Raw genomic sequence first — 14,749 nt, 5'->3', positions numbered from 1 at the left:
AGAGCGGATCCGCCTTCTTGCCCGGCCCCGCCTGATTTGCCACTATTTCCGTTTGCATGGCTGCCACCACCTCCGGCATCGTTGCCACGGCCTTCGCCTGCGCTACGCCCATTGCCGTGACTCGCTGCGCCTCCATCCTCGCTCCCCTTGCCGCCGCTTCCACCATTTCCACCGCCTTTGTCTCCGTTGCCTTCTCCCTTGGCAGAAACTGGCGAACCTGAAAGCAGCACAATTGCAATGATAGGGACAAGTAAAGCTCGAAGCATGGCACCTCCAGACAAATTTGCCGATGCAGGCCCTTCGGGCCCGGGTGACCTGCTAAGAGGCTCCTTCGATGGAGCTCTCGCCGCAGCGAAACCAGTTGCGTTTGCAGTAAGGGCTCCCCAAAACTGCTGCACACAACGCACCTCTCGTGGATGACGTTCCTATGCTCGCCAAGTACATCCGGATACGCGACCAAGGCTCATAGCTGTCGTGGCAGGCCAGGTTTGCTCGTATAAACTTCTGCGTGCCCGAAGATCCAATTTTATAAGCGGCCTCGTCCTGCACTTTCACCTCCGCCGCATCCAACGGAAGGTCCGCTCTCTCCGTCGGCGGCCGAACGCCAGTACGTCGATGCTCCTTGTTTATGCGGATCGAATTGAAGCGCCGCGATAACGAATTTGATATCCGAAAAAGGAACCACTGGGGAAGCGATTGCCGGAGATTGCGCGAAGGCCAGGGTAGAGTAAAATACAAGGTTTGAGGCGCGGTAATTTGGCTTACGGTGCGCAAGGAACGCCTCCCGATGCCGTTTAGTCATTCTTTCATTATGCGTGAGATTATCCGTCATGGCCAACAGCTAAATGGAGCAACGTGGGTACTCAATTCAGGCAGCATCTCAGGCTCTGTTTTCTTATTCCGAGGCTTTTGGTCAAGCTCTTTGAACGGCGCCTTTGTACGTCTGGCTGATATTACTTGTCGGGTCATGGTTCTGTCCGCGGTCGGCATGAGCTGCGGAATAACGGGGTCGGAAGCGTCAGCCTCACCATGTTGCATTCGCGGTCGACCTCTTCTTGCGTGTCCGGTAGCGTCGCCGCCTGTGACGGAAGGCCTGAATTAGACCTAAAGCTTAACTAAAAGGTCCTGACCCTAGACAGGCCGCGCCTGTTGCCAAGCTTAAGATCTGAAACATCTTTTGATTAGTTCGTTTCGATTCATCTCAGGTACGATAAACAACATGCGGTGCAGTGCCTTGCGCGATCGATGGTCAAGGTCGGGATTGCGTGTACTTATCAATCGCCCTGCAACGGCCGCGCTAACAGCCGCGTTGCTGGTCGGAGAGGAGAAGCATGGCACGCTGGTGGCGACCCATCCTCGTCGGGATTGCTGGACTTGCGGTCGCCGTTCCCTTCCGCATTCAACTGGAATTCGGCCATAGATTGAGCCTATCCATCGTGAATGAGTCCGTCCTCGCCAAGGGAGGCGACGGCGGCAACAACGGCAACGGGGGCAGCAGCGGGAGCCATGGCGGAAACGGCGGAGGTGGCAACGCCGGTAATCACGGGAATGCCGGTGGTGGAAACGGCAATAGTGGGCGCGATGGTAGCAACGGCAACGGCGGCGGCCATTCCAACGCCGGAGCCCTTGGCGGCAACGCTGACGGCGGAGTGGGCCACGCAAACGGTGGCGGAGCGAGCGCGGGCGGCGGCATCGGGGCGGGCAAGGGCAACAACAGTGCTAGCGGCAACGGCAATGCCAGTTCCAGCAATAATGGAAAGGCCGGGTCCAACAGCGGATTGAGCGCGAGCCCAGGTCCCAGGGGGAGCGCGAAGGTCAATTCATCGGGTTCCCGAACCGCGTCGACCGGCAACGGCCAACTCGCCAGCGAAAGGGCCCGGGCGAGTCGAAACAGGGCTGCAGCCTCCGCTCGGACGACGTCCGATCAGATCCAGGTGGGTGCGCGGACGCCGGCAGCCAGGATGGGGGCTCTGGTCAGGACGCAGCCCGTCGAGGCCATCGACCGACGACCCAAGCCACGGCAATCCACGCGCTTCATCTTGGCCTCGGGCCTGTCCCAGAAGGATCTGGCCACGCTGACGGCGCGGGGCTTTCGCGTCGAGGCTCGCACCCAGGGCAGCGTCGCGCCTGAGGTGGTCAGGCTGCGGGTGCCCGGCCGCCTATCAGTGGCGCGGGCCCGGCAAAGAGTCCGCCTGGTCGACGCGCGGGCCGCGGTGGATTTCGATCAGTTCTACTACCTCGATGATGCCCGGTCTGCCTGCATGGGCACCGCGTGTCGCGTCCTTCCCCGGACCGACTGGGCTTCGCTCGTCGACTGGCCAGGACCACGGACGTCCCCATGCGGCCCGGTTCCGCTCATCGGCATGATCGACACGGGCGTGAACGTGAACCATGCAGCCCTGAAGGAACAGGCAGTCGAGGTCGTCCGTCTGCCTGAGCGCCATGCCACCGACTCGTTGCAGGATCACGGCACGGCCGTCGCGGCGCTTCTTGTCGGGAACCAGGCTAGCCAGACGCCCGGCCTCCTGCCGCAGGCAAAAGTCATTGCGGTCGACGCCTTCTATCGCGACGGCGGCACAGCTGACCGGACTGACGTGATGACGCTCGTGGCTGCCATCGAGGCCCTTGCCAAGCGCGGGGTGCGAGTCATGAACATGAGTCTGTCGGGACCGTCCAACGAGGTCCTGGCGACGGCGATCGCGGCGGCCCAAGCCAAGGGCATCGTGATCGTGGCGGCCGCGGGCAACAACGGGGCCGGGGCAGAGCCCTCTTATCCGGCGGCCTATCCGGGCGTTGTCGCTGTCACGGCCATCGATCACGACCTGAACGTGTACCGACGCGCCACCCGTGGATCCTATGTCGACTTGTCCGCCCCCGGAGTGAACGTCTGGACGGCCGCCGCCCAGGGCAGCGGCATGTTGAGGACAGGGACATCCTATGCGGTTCCCTTCGTGTCGGCCGCTGCAGGGCTGGTTCTAGCCTCTCACCCGGAGTTGGACGCCAAGGCCGTCCAGACGAGCCTGGAGGAGAGCGCTCGCGATCTGGGCCAGCCGGGGCGCGATCCGGTCTTCGGCTTCGGCCTCATCCAGTTGGCAGGCCTGTGCACGCGGCCCGAGCCCCCCGCCATCGCGACAAGCCACGAGGCACCGGGTGTGTCACCAACCGGCGGGCACCTTGAGGCGCGCTGAGCCATCCAGACCCTGCGGATCAGTCGGCCGCCGGCAGAGGCAGGTCAGGAGCCAGCAAGGCTCGCCGTCCCCCGGCTCATAGGGCAAATCGAAGGCCCCGCTCCGCAGTGGACACCAGAGCAGGCGGCCGATGAGGCCGCCCTCTTCGTGTCTGACCTAGCTTCCCACCAGCATGGCCGACGGACGTTGATTGCTACCGTCATGACTCACGGCTCTGCACCAAAGAGATAGAAGCCATCGGCCTGTGTGGATGCGCGGGCAGCGTCGGCGTCGAAGCCGGGCAACGCGCTGGTGTCCGCAAGGCAGGCGTAGTCCCACTTATCCTCGGTCAGGAATGTCGGAACCGGCCTGTCCTGCGGGACCGCACAGTACAGGCCCACTTCATCCTTATGCCGGAACAGATTGTAGGCCAGCTTGAGGCATCCCGAGCTTGCTGGGTCGTTGGCCAAGCGGGCCAGGGGTCCAATGCTGCCGTGATGTGAATGGCGATATGTTGCGGTCATGGCATGATCATCGGATTGCAGCGACATGCGGCAGATGATCGGCTGCCCAAATCGCTGCCTGGGTCCGATTACCGGCGCCAATCTTCCGCAGAATCGCCTTGATGTGCACCTTCACGGTTGCCTCGGCTACATTGAGCTTGCGGGCGATGACCTTGTTCGGAGCGCCCTCTTTCAACCAGCCCAGGATCTCCATTTCCCGGCTCGATAGAGGGCGCCTCGGCGAAGCAGAGCCGTTTAGGATCCCGGACCCGGTTCCAAGTGAGTCACCTACCTTATGTACCACCTCGCCGATAACCGTCAGGATCACGTCTGACGGAACAATGACCTCTCCTAGCATCACCAACTCGAGAGAATGAAGCAGCACATCGCGAGGTGACGTTGTGAGGCAGAAGCCATCCACGCCGGCATGCCGCGCCGAGACTAGGTCGCGGATGTCAAAATGATCCGCGAGGGCCACGACGCGCGAGGCCCGGTGCCGCGATTTCAACTGGATAATCAGGTCTGCGAGACCACTCGGATGGTGGGTTTCGTCCACGATGAGAAGATTGCACAGCATGTCGTCGAGACCCGGCTCTTCGGCTAAGACGACGAAGCGCGTGGACTTGAGGATCTCTTCCAATCCCGCACGGACGAGGGGACCGGCGCAGATTCTCAACGCCACGGATGAAACGGGATCGATGGTCCGCCCACTCTGTTCCGCACTGCATTGTTCGAAGAGCATCGGATAGTCCTTGTTCTGATGATGGGAAGACTGTTGCCCGGCGATTTGAACCAACCTCATCACCGGATGATGTAGACAATCCGCCGCGAAGCCGCATCGACGATGGCTCTCTGTCCCTGAACGATGGCGTATCGATAGGATGCATGCCTGGGAACTGAACGAAGCACGGTTCCCACAGGGAGCACCTCGCCGACCTCGAGACGCAGGTTGTCCTGATCTGTCGGAGGAGAATCCGACTGGGCCTGCGTGCCGGAAGCGGAGGGGCGGTAGGTGATCTTTCGGACGGCGGAAATGGCACTGCTGAGGGTTCCGGATGGTGCGTCTGCCACCTTAATGCGCGACGATTCCGGGACCGGGCCGGACAGGGTCGCCACTGCTCCAAGCGGAAAGATTGCGAAGGCCAGGATGTATGGTGTCCGCATACGAGACCTCTCACACCGACTGAATGAGAAACGGATGCAGGCTCGTCTTATTCCCGAATTTGTGAGTTTTTACCTTGGCCGGCCGCTGGCTGACATGCCATCGCCCATGCGACGTCATAGCTAGCGTTCGGGTTCGCGCAGTGCTGCGATTTCCGCCGCATCCAAGAGCGGCTCGCCCGCCCCGACACTCTGAAGATAGCTCTCGAGCAGGTCGCCTTCCCCGCTCGGAACATAGGCGCCGCCAGCCATCGACGGAGTCACCGCAAAGGTGATCTTCCAGCCGGCGTTGCGGCAGGCCACAGCGTCCGCGGTCCCAGAGGATGCCTGGAACTTGAACTCGCGGCACAGGGCACCGTTCGTGACGCGGAACGTCGAAACGACCCGTATCCGTCCGAAGGGCAGATCCTGCTCCTGTCCGGAACGACTTTCGCTCAGGACGCGGCCGAGCTTCGGATCGGCCAGGAGCGCGATGGGGCCGGCAGCCTCAGCCGCTGGAAAATAGTGAGGTCGGGCAACATAGACGGCTGTCACAAGGACCAAACCCGCTACACTCGCCGCCAGAGTCAGCCAAAGTGGCTGCCTTCTCGCGAAGGGCATACTGATCCATGTCCAGAGCCTGGACTGAGCCCCCTGGCGACTGGGCAGCTCGAAGCGATCGATCATGGCCTGGACGGCAGCCTGCAGTTCGGGAGATACGTCGGCTGCCGTTTCCTCGGGAAAAGCCGACCGAGCCAACCGCCGACTGCGCAGGAACTCGGCGACTTGCTTGGCGATGGCCGGATCGCCTGCCATGGCCTTTTCGACTGCAGTAGCGACCGGCTCGTCGAGTTCTCCATCGGCGAACGCCATGAGGATTTCGTCACTGAGATGAATCTGCGCCATACGCCCCCTCCCACTGTCAGGCCGCGGCCGTCATTTCAACGAGCCGCTTGCGGGCCCGTGCGAGACGGCTCATCACTGTCCCGATCGGAACGCCCAGAATCTCTGCCGCTTCTCGATAGGCGAGTTCCTCGACACAGACGAGGAGCAGCACCTCCCGCTGTTCCGGCGGCATCGCGTCGATAATCTGCTGAACTTCGAACAGCAGCAGCTTGTTCAGGATCGGCTCCTCGCCTGGATCGCCAATGATATGCGTCTGCACCGTCACGTCCTCGCTCATGCTCGCGGTCCTTGAGCGCCTCAGGTGGTCAATCCAATAGTTGCGCAGGATGCGGAAGGCCCAGGCGTCAAAGCGGGTGCCCGGGGTGAAACTTCCAGCGTTTGCCAGCGCTCGTTCGCAGGCGCCCTGTACGAGGTCATCCGCCAGAGACGGCGAGCGGCAGAGCACAAGGGCAAGGCGCCTCAGGCGTGGCAGAAGCGACACGAGTTCCTGTCCAATGGCTGTCGACATCGCTGCTCCGCGCCGCCCATTTTTCATGCAAACGGATGATGGATCGATTTATTCCCAGGACCGTCGGCATTCACGGTCGAGCGAGATGGTATAAGGGCACAAAGGAACAACGGTTCACCTAGGGGCCAGCCATGGTTCTCATCCCGGGATGCTTTGACCACATCCGGCACCGTGGTGATCCGCTCCAGCACCTCGCATACAGACAGATCCATACCGGATTCCGATCGCGTCATCGATCACACGATCAGAATCTCACTCAAAACCTTAACCGCAAAGGAAAAGTTGTCTTTGATAATGTCGATCTCTGCAGTTGGGAACTACGCCGGGCAGCGCCCGTTGGTTCTCGTTCATCCGCAAGCAGTCATGGGCGATCCTACGCGAATTCCAGGCGTGCCGCCGCGCGAGGAGGAGCCTAACCCGTCCCTGACGATGTACTAAGAAACAGGGCCCGCATTGGGTCTGAAGAAGTCATTCCCCTCGTCGAGGAAACCGTGTCCGTTGGCAAACGGCAGATCGCGACCGGGCGAGTGCGAGCGCGAACGGTCACCGACACAGTTGAGGAGCTGGCACATGCGGACGTGCAGCGCGAGGATGTAGAGGTCACCCGCGTGCCCATCGACAGGGTGGTCGAGACGGCACTCGAGATCAGGACCGACGGCGATGTCATGATCGTTCCAGTGCTGGAGGCGCTCGTAGTCGAGAAGCGTCTGGTTCTCAAAGATGGACTGCAGATCCGGCACCGCGTTGAAACCGAAGCCGTCGAGGTGCCAGTTTCCCTGCGCAAGCAACGCGGTATCGTGGAGCGTAAGGTTCTGGACGGATCGACCAACAATGATAAGGAGACAAACCGATGACATCCAGTATGAACACGGGTCGCGGGTCCTCCGCGGTACTCGGCTCCTACCACGACCAACCCTGGAACCGAGTACAGGTCGGCGGCATATAAGCTGATCCAAGGCAGCTGGAGGGTTTGGCAATGGCACACCGCGAGCAGCACGGAAACCGCGAAGCAAAGAAGCCGGGAAAGGAAAAACCGAAAGGGGGCATGCAGGCGCGATCGCCAAGGTGGACCGTCAGCGAGAAGGTCGAGGCACAGTCCAAAACGAAGCACTAACCGATCCCGCAGCCATCTCCAGAGCTTTCCAATCGGAACCTTAGCCTCTGGCTGGAATTTTCCACCGCGTACCTGCTTCTAGGGAGTGGAAACATGCGCCAGATCCTGATTGCGATCGCAGCGACAAGCCTGATGGCTGGCGGCGCCATGGCTCAAGCCGCCGTAGCGACGAAAACTGAGACCTTCGTGACAGCCAAGCCGACCGATGTATTGGGCAACAATTTGATCGGTCTCAATGTGACCAATGAGGCCAACGACACGATCGGCGAAATCAAGGACTTGATCCTCTCCCAGGGCGATCTCGCCGGCTATATCGTCTCGGTCGGTGGCTTCCTTGGTATGGGCGAGCGCTACGTCATCGTCCGTCCGAGCGCCGTCAAGGTCAGCTATACCGAAAACGACCGGAAGTGGCATGCCGTGATGAATGCCACGAAAGATCAGCTCAAGGCTGCACCCGAGTTCAAATACGAGGGCCGCTGGCAGCGCTGATGCTTGCATCTGCAAGGCCGATACAACGCCTGCGCCGGATTTCGCCGGCGCAGGCGAAGCCAAGTGCGCGACCATCATCTTCCCTGCCTGCTCACCCGAGCTTTTGTTCGGTGCGTTGAGCTCGTCAGCTCGCTGCGAGGCCTGGAGTATTCACATGGGCCAGTAATAAGGAGCCCGCCAATAATCGTGGAGCTCGCGCTCGCGCTCCCGGTCGTTCCAGTCGTAATCGTCGCGACCACGATAGAAATCCGGCGCACCTCGGATCTGCTCTTCGGTAACGTCAGTACGATACCCGCCCAAGTCGGTATCGTAGGTGAGCTTGCCCCACGGAATGGTAAACTCCTCCTCACCCATGCCCAGAAAACCGCCGAACCGCATCACCGTATAGGCAACCTTGCCACTGAGCTTCTCGATCATGAGCCGTTTGATGGTTCCGAGATGATCGCCCTTTAGGTCATAAACGGGCGTACCCTCGACGCGATCACTCTCGATTAAGGGTTTACCGGTCATTGCGCCGGGAGTGTCTGCCTGGGTCATCATCATCTCCACTGCCAAATCAAATGGACTAGGCTCGCAGACATCGCTCTGGAATTCCGATAGCGAACCCTTCCAACGCTGAAGTGAACTCCCGAGTCTATGGTTACGGCTCATCCTCCACGTATCTACTCGCCGTGTAGCCGTTCGCGGTTCTGGCATAAGCGGGGATACGCCTGTCATGACTGCCACTTCGACCATGGATCAACCAAGCCACACCGTACCCAACGGCTCCCGCCACGAGCAGAGCGATCCACGGATGTTCGGTCACATGCTGACCAGCTCTGTGAGCGCCTTCCTGATAAAAGCGATCTGCTTCTGGATAGCGTTCACGGACCTGGCGGACATAGTTCTTGGTTTGAAGATACGCGTCACGGGTTGCTTCGGATGCCCGGTCAACGGTCTCTCGCAGCGAGTTATAGGCCTGCTCTGGACGGTTCCCCGCTTGGCTCGCCCTTCCCTGATCCTGGCGGCTTGATCCCGGCTCGTCCGGCCGATCATAATCTATGGCCCCGCCCTTGGTGACACTGACCGAGACCGGGTCGCTGGTTGGAAAGGTTTCCTCGATGGCATGGTCGAGCTTCTCGTCCAGATGTTCCTGGCTGTTCTCCGGCAGTTCTTTATCCGGCGGACATGTCCCAGCCAGTGAATTTACGGATGATGGATTGATCATTGGCACTCTCCCAGGGCCGGGGTGCGGCCCCGCTTTCAATAACCAACTCCGTGCAAGCAGCGCCGTTCCAGCTTCCCCCGACCGGCGGAAACGGCTTAGATCTCCCAGACTGCCATAGCCTGCCGTGACTGAGGTGGAGTCGATGGCATCGGCGTTGGTTCAGTTGCAGCTTTGATGCTTCGCGACCCCGGCTATGAAGCGAGGGTGCTAAGAGGGGTTAGCGGTGTAGCGGAGCAATAAGTACCCGTTCAAGGGTCCGCAATTCACGGCGGAGATCATTCTGTGGGCAGCGCGCTGGTATCTGCGCTTCCCGATCAGCTACCGTGATCTCCAATGCATGCTCTCTGACCGTGGTGTTCAGGTGGATTACGCCTCCCTCTTTCGTTGGATCCAGGCTTATGCGCTCGAGATCGACAGGCGCATCCACCCGCACCTGCTCAGGACGAACTGATCCGTCATTCTCACAGCAGGAGGCCGGGACAGCTCGAATAAGACGTAAGACAGAAGTCTGCGATAGAGATGGTGTGCCCGGCATCACCACGCGCCCAGGCTGAGATCGGACGGTATCAAAGGCCACCCGAGACGGGTAAATCTGCATTGACAAGGTTGATCAGCGCAAGGGGCCGGCTGAACCGGACCTGTACAGGTCCGGTTCAGACACCTTGGCCTAAACATCCGTATCCGCTGCCAAATGAGATCGACATGCTGATCTGGTTCGCTCTTGCTGCGGCCCTGCTGCCGGGCCTGACGCTTGGTCTTCTGTCGAACAGTGCGCCTGAATGGGCGACCCAGACCGTGGAGCTGGTCACGGTCGTGGCCGTCTTCGTGCTGGTCTGCCTTGTCGAAACCGCCGGGTCGCGCCCGGACAAGCCAAGTTCCCGCTAGGACTAGGAAGTCCACGGCCTGAATCCCAACATCTTGACGACCCGCCACCAAGTCGCAGGAACCGGCGTTCTGGTGGCGGGTTCTCCCGAAGCCAAGCTTGTAGCTTCAGAAGCCGGATTCTGCTGTGCCGGCGCTAGGCTGCCTTCAACGATGTGAGGACGATGATCAGGTGGGACTACGATAAGCACGAGATCTTGGCAGACGGCATCGTGCATGCCTTGGGGGTCATTGGCGGCCTCGCCGCAGTGATCGTCCTGTTGGTTCTCGCCGCGCCAGCCGTCGGTCCCTGGGAGCTGACCTCAGTGGCGATCTATGGCGGAGGCCTGTTGGCCGTGCTCGTCATCTCAGCCGTCTACAATCTGTGGCCGGTGTCCCCGGTCAAATGGATACTGCGGCGGTTCGACCACTCGGCCATCTACCTCCTGATCGCCGGCACCTACACGCCGTTCATCATGCAGATGAGAAGCGAGACCACCGCCATCATCCTGCTGGTCGGCGTCTGGACCGGCTCCTTGGCCGGGATGGTCCTGAAGCTATGCCTGCCGGGTCGGTTTGATCGGCTTGCAATCCTGCTCTACCTGCTCCTCGGCTGGAGCGGCGTCATGGCGTACGAGGCCGTGCTCGGCAGCCTGCCAGGCTCGACCCTCACCCTATTGGCCGCGGGTGGCCTCCTGTACACGGCGGGGGTGGTCTTCCACGTGTGGGAAAGCCTGCGCTTTCACAATGCGATCTGGCATGCCCTCGTGCTCGTGGCCGCGGCCTGCCATTATGGCGCCGTGCTCGACTGCGTGGTGCTGGCGCGGGCGTAACGGCGACATCCATTGTGGCCACCGACCTCCCACGTCGGTTCGTGGTTAACGCGTAGGTAGGATTCGGAATACCCTTTGGCCAAGTTTGGAACCCTACCCGAGTTGCACATGAGGACCTGACGACAGTTTCGGGCCTTCATGGCAGGGCGATTGGCTGGCTCTGCTGATGCAGAGCTGGGCCAACAGCCAGCAGGCTGTTGGCCTCTACGACGAGCAGGACCGGCGAAGCAACTGGAGAGCCGGCAATCCTTAGGGATTTGATAGGGTAGACGCCCCAACGGCATTGGTGTGCCAATTTGGAGGCGTCTATGGGAGAGGATAGCACAATCGGCTTGGACTTGGCGAAGAGTGAGTTTCAGAGGACAGCATCAGTTCAACATGCAGGTGACGGGATCCTCCGTAGGCCTGGCGCTCCGATACGTCAGCCGACCAGCTCTACGACTTTATGACCCATCAAACGGTCACGACTATCTTGCCGAACTGCTTGTTCGACTCCAGAAAGCGATGCGCCTCCACAATCCGTTCAAACGGAAAGGTCCTGGCGATGATTGGCGTCAGAGCACCCGCCTCCAGTCCCTTGAGGATGAATGCTTTAGCGGCTTCCAACCGCGCCGGGTCACTGACGATCTCGTGAACGAGGTAGCCGCGCAGCGTCAAGCTCTTGCTCAGTACGTTGAACAGCGGAAAGGGAGTCGACTCGGGGCTCAAGCCGCCATATTCAATGAGAATGCCGCCCCGCGCCATCGCTGCCGTCAGAGGCTCGAATATCGGACCGCCGATCGGGTCGAACACAACGCGTACATCCGCCGAGCCGGCAATGTCCATCAGACGGACTTCCAGAACTTCCTCTGCTGAAGCAATGACATGCGCAGCGCCAGCCTCAAGCAACGCCTGCTTCTTGCCAGACGTCCGCGTGACCGCGATCGGGGTCGCGCCAACCCTGTTGGCAATCTGTATCGCCGCCAGTCCGACACTGCTGGAGGCCGCGGTAACCACGATAAAGTCTCCTCTGCGGAGTTGAGCAATGTCGATCAGCGCTCCATAAGCGGTAAGATACTGCATCCAAACGGCGGCCGCCGCTTCCCAGCCGAGCGATGGCGGGTGCTTCACAACGAGCTCAGCCGGAAATGTCGCCAGTTCCCCATAGGCAGGCCAGCGGACCATTGAGATCGGCGGTACGATGCTTACGACGTCGCCGGGTGCCAAGCCGTCTACGTCCTCGCCGATCGCTTCGACGGTGCCTGCTGCCTCAAGGCCAAGGCCGGACGGGAAGGACGGCGTTTCGATATATGAGCCCGCGCGGAGCAACACCTCAGCCCGATTCAAGCCCAGTGCCCGGACCCGGATTTGAACCTCACCCCGACCGGGGCCTGGAACATCGACGTCCTCAATGCGCAGAACCTCTGGACCACCATGCTGGTGAAAGCGAACCACTCGTGCCATCGGCCATAATTCCAAAGTTATTGAACCGAATAAGCTATGCTGGGGGATATCAAGCAGATAAAGAGCGCCAGAGGCAGAACAGTCGAAACTGAGAGTTTGGAAACATGGATCGCCTGACTAGCATGGCCGTGTTCGTCAAAGCCGTCGATTTGGGTTCGTTCGCGGCGGCGGCGGTCGCACTCGATCTCTCCGGACCGATGGTCGGCAAGCATGTCCGGTTTCTCGAAGAGCGTCTGAGTGTGCGTCTCATCAACCGGACTACCCGCCGGCAGAGCCTGACGGACTTCGGCCGGGCTTACTATGATCGCTGCCGGGTAGTCCTTGCTGAGGCTGAGGCTGCGGATGCCCTCGCAGCCGATCAACTATCCGAACCTCGCGGCAAGCTGCGTGTCAGCATGCCGGTGCATTTCGGCCGGCGCTGCGTCACTCCCATCCTGCTCGAGCTCGCACAGCAATATCCCACGCTGGAGCTCAATCTGTCATTTAACGATCGTATCGTCGATCTTGCAGAGGATGGCTATGATCTTGCCATCCGGACCGGCCATTTGGAAAGCAAGGCCGGGGTGATTGCCCGCCGCGTCGCCCGCCAGCGCATGATCGTCTGCGCGTCTCCATCTTATCTTGAGAGCCACGGCAGGCCTGAGCGGCTTGAAGATCTGGCCGATCATCAGGCCGTCCTCTACCATCGGACAGGCCCGGTTTCGCCGTGGCTGTTTCCCCGCGATGGCCAGCCGTCGGTGGAGATCATGCCAAAGAGCCGGCTGCGGCTCGATGATCTTGATGCGATTGCCGATACCGTGACCACCGGCATGGGGTTGGCTTGGCTTCCCTCCTGGCTGGTTCGTGAGCGCATTCAGGCAGGTGAACTGGTCCCACTGGTGCTAGAGCAGCCGGGGTTTCCATACGACTGCTATGCACTATGGTTGCAGACTCCTCAGTTGCCACGGAAGGTCCGTCTTGCGGTCGATGCGTTGGCAGCCGCATTACCCAAATTCATGACATAACCTGCCACTCTAACCATCAGAAAGCCCCGCAAATATGAGAAGGTCCGGTGTGGGTCAGGAGGAGTACCGGGGCAAGGAACCGGATGGGGACTTACCTTTGTGAGCTGTTAGAGATTTTAGGAGGAACACTCAGCCTAGGTTTGCCCGCAGAACAGCGGGAGGGCTTCGCTTCAGGGGCACTGCAATGCAAGAAACAATCGCTGACCATACTGGCCGAACCACCGCACCTTGGAGCCGCAGCAAGCTGATTGGACCCATGCGATTGGTCTCGTCCCCCTCGCCTACGGGACCCACTCCCTGCGACGCACCAAAGCCTCGATGATCTATCGAAGGACCGGCAATCTCCCGGCCGTCCAGCTCCTGTTGGGTCACACCAAGATCGAGAGTACCGTGCGGTATCTCGGCATCGACATCGACGATGCCCTCCTGATCGCGGAGCAGGTTGAGATCGAACCGACTGAGGCGGCCCGCTCACGTGCCGCCTCATGGCCTACTGCATGTTCGGAGCAAGGTCTTGACCTGAGGCTTAAGCAGCCGCAAGGCAAACGACCGGCGCGTGCCACAAAGGGACGTCTGTTCCGTGGTTGCGCGTCGGCGTGATCAGACGGGAGCAACGCGATGTCGTTCACTGGGACGAGAGGAAGGCGCGGACCATGGTGCTCGTCGCCGTCGGGTTCTCCTCCATGATCCAATGGCCTGAATCGGGAATGATTCCTTCGGTCACGTTGCTGGCGGCAAATCGCATGACAGTCGCCATCATCGGCCCAAACGACTTCTCGCCCCCGATCGCCAGCACCGGCATCCCGAGCTTGCCCTTGGCAGCAAGAAAGGCCCTGTTGTCGACGGCATCCTGATCAAACGCGGCAAACTGGGCGAACCCTGAATGCATGGCGCCCGGCAGGGCGTACAGCCTGGCATAGTGCTCCCGAGCGGCCTCGGAGAAGCGGCTGGGCGTGGCCGAGAACTCGTTCCAGAAACGATCGAGATAGATGCGCTCGCGGCCTGCCACGAGGCGCTCCATGTCGGGTCCTCCAAACCGGAAATGCCACAACAACGGGCTTTTCAGGATCTCTTCCCATGGACCGATGCCTGGCACCGGAGCATCGATCAGAACAAACCGCCTCACCTGTTCCGGGTGCTGGACGGCGAAGGCGTAGCCGACCATGTTGCCGATGTCGTGCGTAACCAGATCGGTGCGATCGATGTTGAGCGCATCGAGAACGCCTGCCACGTCCCCGGCCTGAGTTTTCTTGTCGAACCCCCCACCTGGCTTGGAGGACAGCCCCAAGCCGCGCAGATCCGGAACCACGACCGTATGATCACGGATAAGATCCTCGGCCATAGGTGCCCACATATCACCTGTTTCGCCATAGCCGTGCAACAGAACCACAGCCGGACCCGTGCCGCCGACGCGGACGTGGATCGTGGCGCCGTTGGTCGTGACCTCCTGCGTCCGGACCTCGGCCGGGAACGGGACCTGCGCCGCAGCTGGCAGCGCTATGGCCGCGGCTCCGAAAGCAGTGATTACGAGCCTGAGCATCTGTCATCTCCGATCAACATGAGAGCTTTCGCCG

General features: G+C 60.7%; 16 protein-coding genes and 1 pseudogene. 8 read left to right on the top strand and 9 right to left on the bottom strand.

What is annotated here, in order from left to right; genetic code table 11:
- The first annotated feature begins 1,331 nt into the window (after positions 1-1,331).
- Positions 1,332-3,188: a S8 family serine peptidase gene (locus tag AC522E_RS05090; RefSeq protein ID WP_500749302.1), complete on the top strand. Its 1,857-nt coding sequence runs from the start codon at positions 1,332-1,334 to the stop codon at positions 3,186-3,188.
- A gap of 206 nt (positions 3,189-3,394) precedes the next feature.
- On the opposite strand, the gene AC522E_RS05085 is transcribed toward AC522E_RS05090, so the two are convergent.
- The 5 genes from AC522E_RS05085 to AC522E_RS05065 form a co-directional block, all read right to left on the bottom strand.
- Entirely contained in the window at positions 3,395-3,691 is a 297-nt protein-coding gene (locus tag AC522E_RS05085; RefSeq protein ID WP_500749301.1) for a hypothetical protein, read from the bottom strand.
- Between the two features lie 7 nt (positions 3,692-3,698).
- Entirely contained in the window at positions 3,699-4,310 is a 612-nt protein-coding gene (locus AC522E_RS05080) for a response regulator transcription factor (protein ID WP_500749300.1), read from the bottom strand.
- Positions 4,311-4,471: 161 nt separating this feature from the next.
- The gene (locus AC522E_RS05075) at positions 4,472-4,834 is read right to left on the bottom strand and encodes a DUF1236 domain-containing protein (RefSeq protein ID WP_500749299.1); all 363 of its coding nucleotides are present in this window, start codon (positions 4,832-4,834) and stop codon (positions 4,472-4,474) included.
- Between the two features lie 120 nt (positions 4,835-4,954).
- Positions 4,955-5,716 (bottom strand): anti-sigma factor family protein, encoded by a 762-nt coding sequence (locus AC522E_RS05070; protein ID WP_500749298.1) that lies wholly within the window; start codon positions 5,714-5,716, stop codon positions 4,955-4,957.
- 16 nt (positions 5,717-5,732) lie between these two features.
- Positions 5,733-6,224 carry an RNA polymerase sigma factor gene (locus AC522E_RS05065; protein ID WP_500749297.1) on the bottom strand — a complete coding sequence of 164 codons (492 nt, stop codon included), beginning with the start codon at positions 6,222-6,224 and terminating at the stop codon, positions 5,733-5,735.
- A 491-nt stretch (positions 6,225-6,715) separates the two neighbouring features.
- Between AC522E_RS05065 and AC522E_RS05060 the strand changes: the two genes are divergently transcribed.
- Positions 6,716-7,078 carry a DUF2382 domain-containing protein gene (locus tag AC522E_RS05060; protein ID WP_500749296.1) on the top strand — a complete coding sequence of 121 codons (363 nt, stop codon included), beginning with the start codon at positions 6,716-6,718 and terminating at the stop codon, positions 7,076-7,078.
- Between the two features lie 353 nt (positions 7,079-7,431).
- Positions 7,432-7,827, top strand: coding sequence for a PRC-barrel domain-containing protein (locus AC522E_RS05055; RefSeq protein WP_500749295.1), 396 nt, complete (start codon positions 7,432-7,434; stop codon positions 7,825-7,827).
- A 150-nt stretch (positions 7,828-7,977) separates the two neighbouring features.
- Here the strand turns inward: AC522E_RS05055 and AC522E_RS05050 are convergent, their stop codons facing one another.
- Together AC522E_RS05050 and AC522E_RS05045 are read right to left on the bottom strand one after the other, a co-directional pair.
- Positions 7,978-8,370 (bottom strand): PRC-barrel domain-containing protein, encoded by a 393-nt coding sequence (locus AC522E_RS05050; RefSeq protein ID WP_500749294.1) that lies wholly within the window; start codon positions 8,368-8,370, stop codon positions 7,978-7,980.
- A gap of 97 nt (positions 8,371-8,467) precedes the next feature.
- Positions 8,468-9,034, bottom strand: a complete 567-nt coding sequence (locus AC522E_RS05045; RefSeq protein WP_500750823.1) for a hypothetical protein — start codon at positions 9,032-9,034, stop codon at positions 8,468-8,470.
- 274 nt (positions 9,035-9,308) lie between these two features.
- Here AC522E_RS05045 and AC522E_RS05040 point away from each other — a divergent pair.
- From AC522E_RS05040 to trhA, 3 genes and pseudogenes are all read left to right on the top strand, one after another.
- Positions 9,309-9,482 (top strand): annotated as a pseudogene (locus AC522E_RS05040) (IS6 family transposase); the annotation flags it as partial.
- A gap of 254 nt (positions 9,483-9,736) precedes the next feature.
- Positions 9,737-9,919, top strand: a complete 183-nt coding sequence (locus AC522E_RS05035) for a hypothetical protein (RefSeq protein WP_500749293.1) — start codon at positions 9,737-9,739, stop codon at positions 9,917-9,919.
- A gap of 161 nt (positions 9,920-10,080) precedes the next feature.
- Complete coding sequence (trhA, locus tag AC522E_RS05030; RefSeq protein WP_500749292.1) at positions 10,081-10,728, top strand: PAQR family membrane homeostasis protein TrhA; 648 nt, start codon at positions 10,081-10,083, stop codon at positions 10,726-10,728.
- A gap of 453 nt (positions 10,729-11,181) precedes the next feature.
- On the opposite strand, the gene AC522E_RS05025 is transcribed toward trhA, so the two are convergent.
- Positions 11,182-12,171, bottom strand: coding sequence for a zinc-dependent alcohol dehydrogenase family protein (locus AC522E_RS05025; protein ID WP_500749291.1), 990 nt, complete (start codon positions 12,169-12,171; stop codon positions 11,182-11,184).
- Between the two features lie 104 nt (positions 12,172-12,275).
- On the opposite strand from AC522E_RS05025, the gene AC522E_RS05020 reads away from it, so the two are divergent.
- Entirely contained in the window at positions 12,276-13,175 is a 900-nt protein-coding gene (locus tag AC522E_RS05020) for a LysR family transcriptional regulator (protein ID WP_500749290.1), read from the top strand.
- Positions 13,176-13,403: 228 nt separating this feature from the next.
- On the top strand, positions 13,404-13,775 hold the full coding sequence (locus AC522E_RS05015; RefSeq protein WP_500749289.1) for a tyrosine-type recombinase/integrase: 372 nt from the start codon (positions 13,404-13,406) through the stop codon (positions 13,773-13,775).
- 25 nt (positions 13,776-13,800) lie between these two features.
- Here the strand turns inward: AC522E_RS05015 and AC522E_RS05010 are convergent, their stop codons facing one another.
- The gene (locus tag AC522E_RS05010) at positions 13,801-14,715 is read right to left on the bottom strand and encodes an alpha/beta fold hydrolase (protein WP_500749288.1); all 915 of its coding nucleotides are present in this window, start codon (positions 14,713-14,715) and stop codon (positions 13,801-13,803) included.
- Positions 14,716-14,749 lie beyond the last annotated feature (34 nt).

It is taken from the genome of Microvirga sp. BF8, from assembly GCF_059888585.1.
This window is presented reverse-complemented; position numbering and strand designations above follow the sequence as displayed.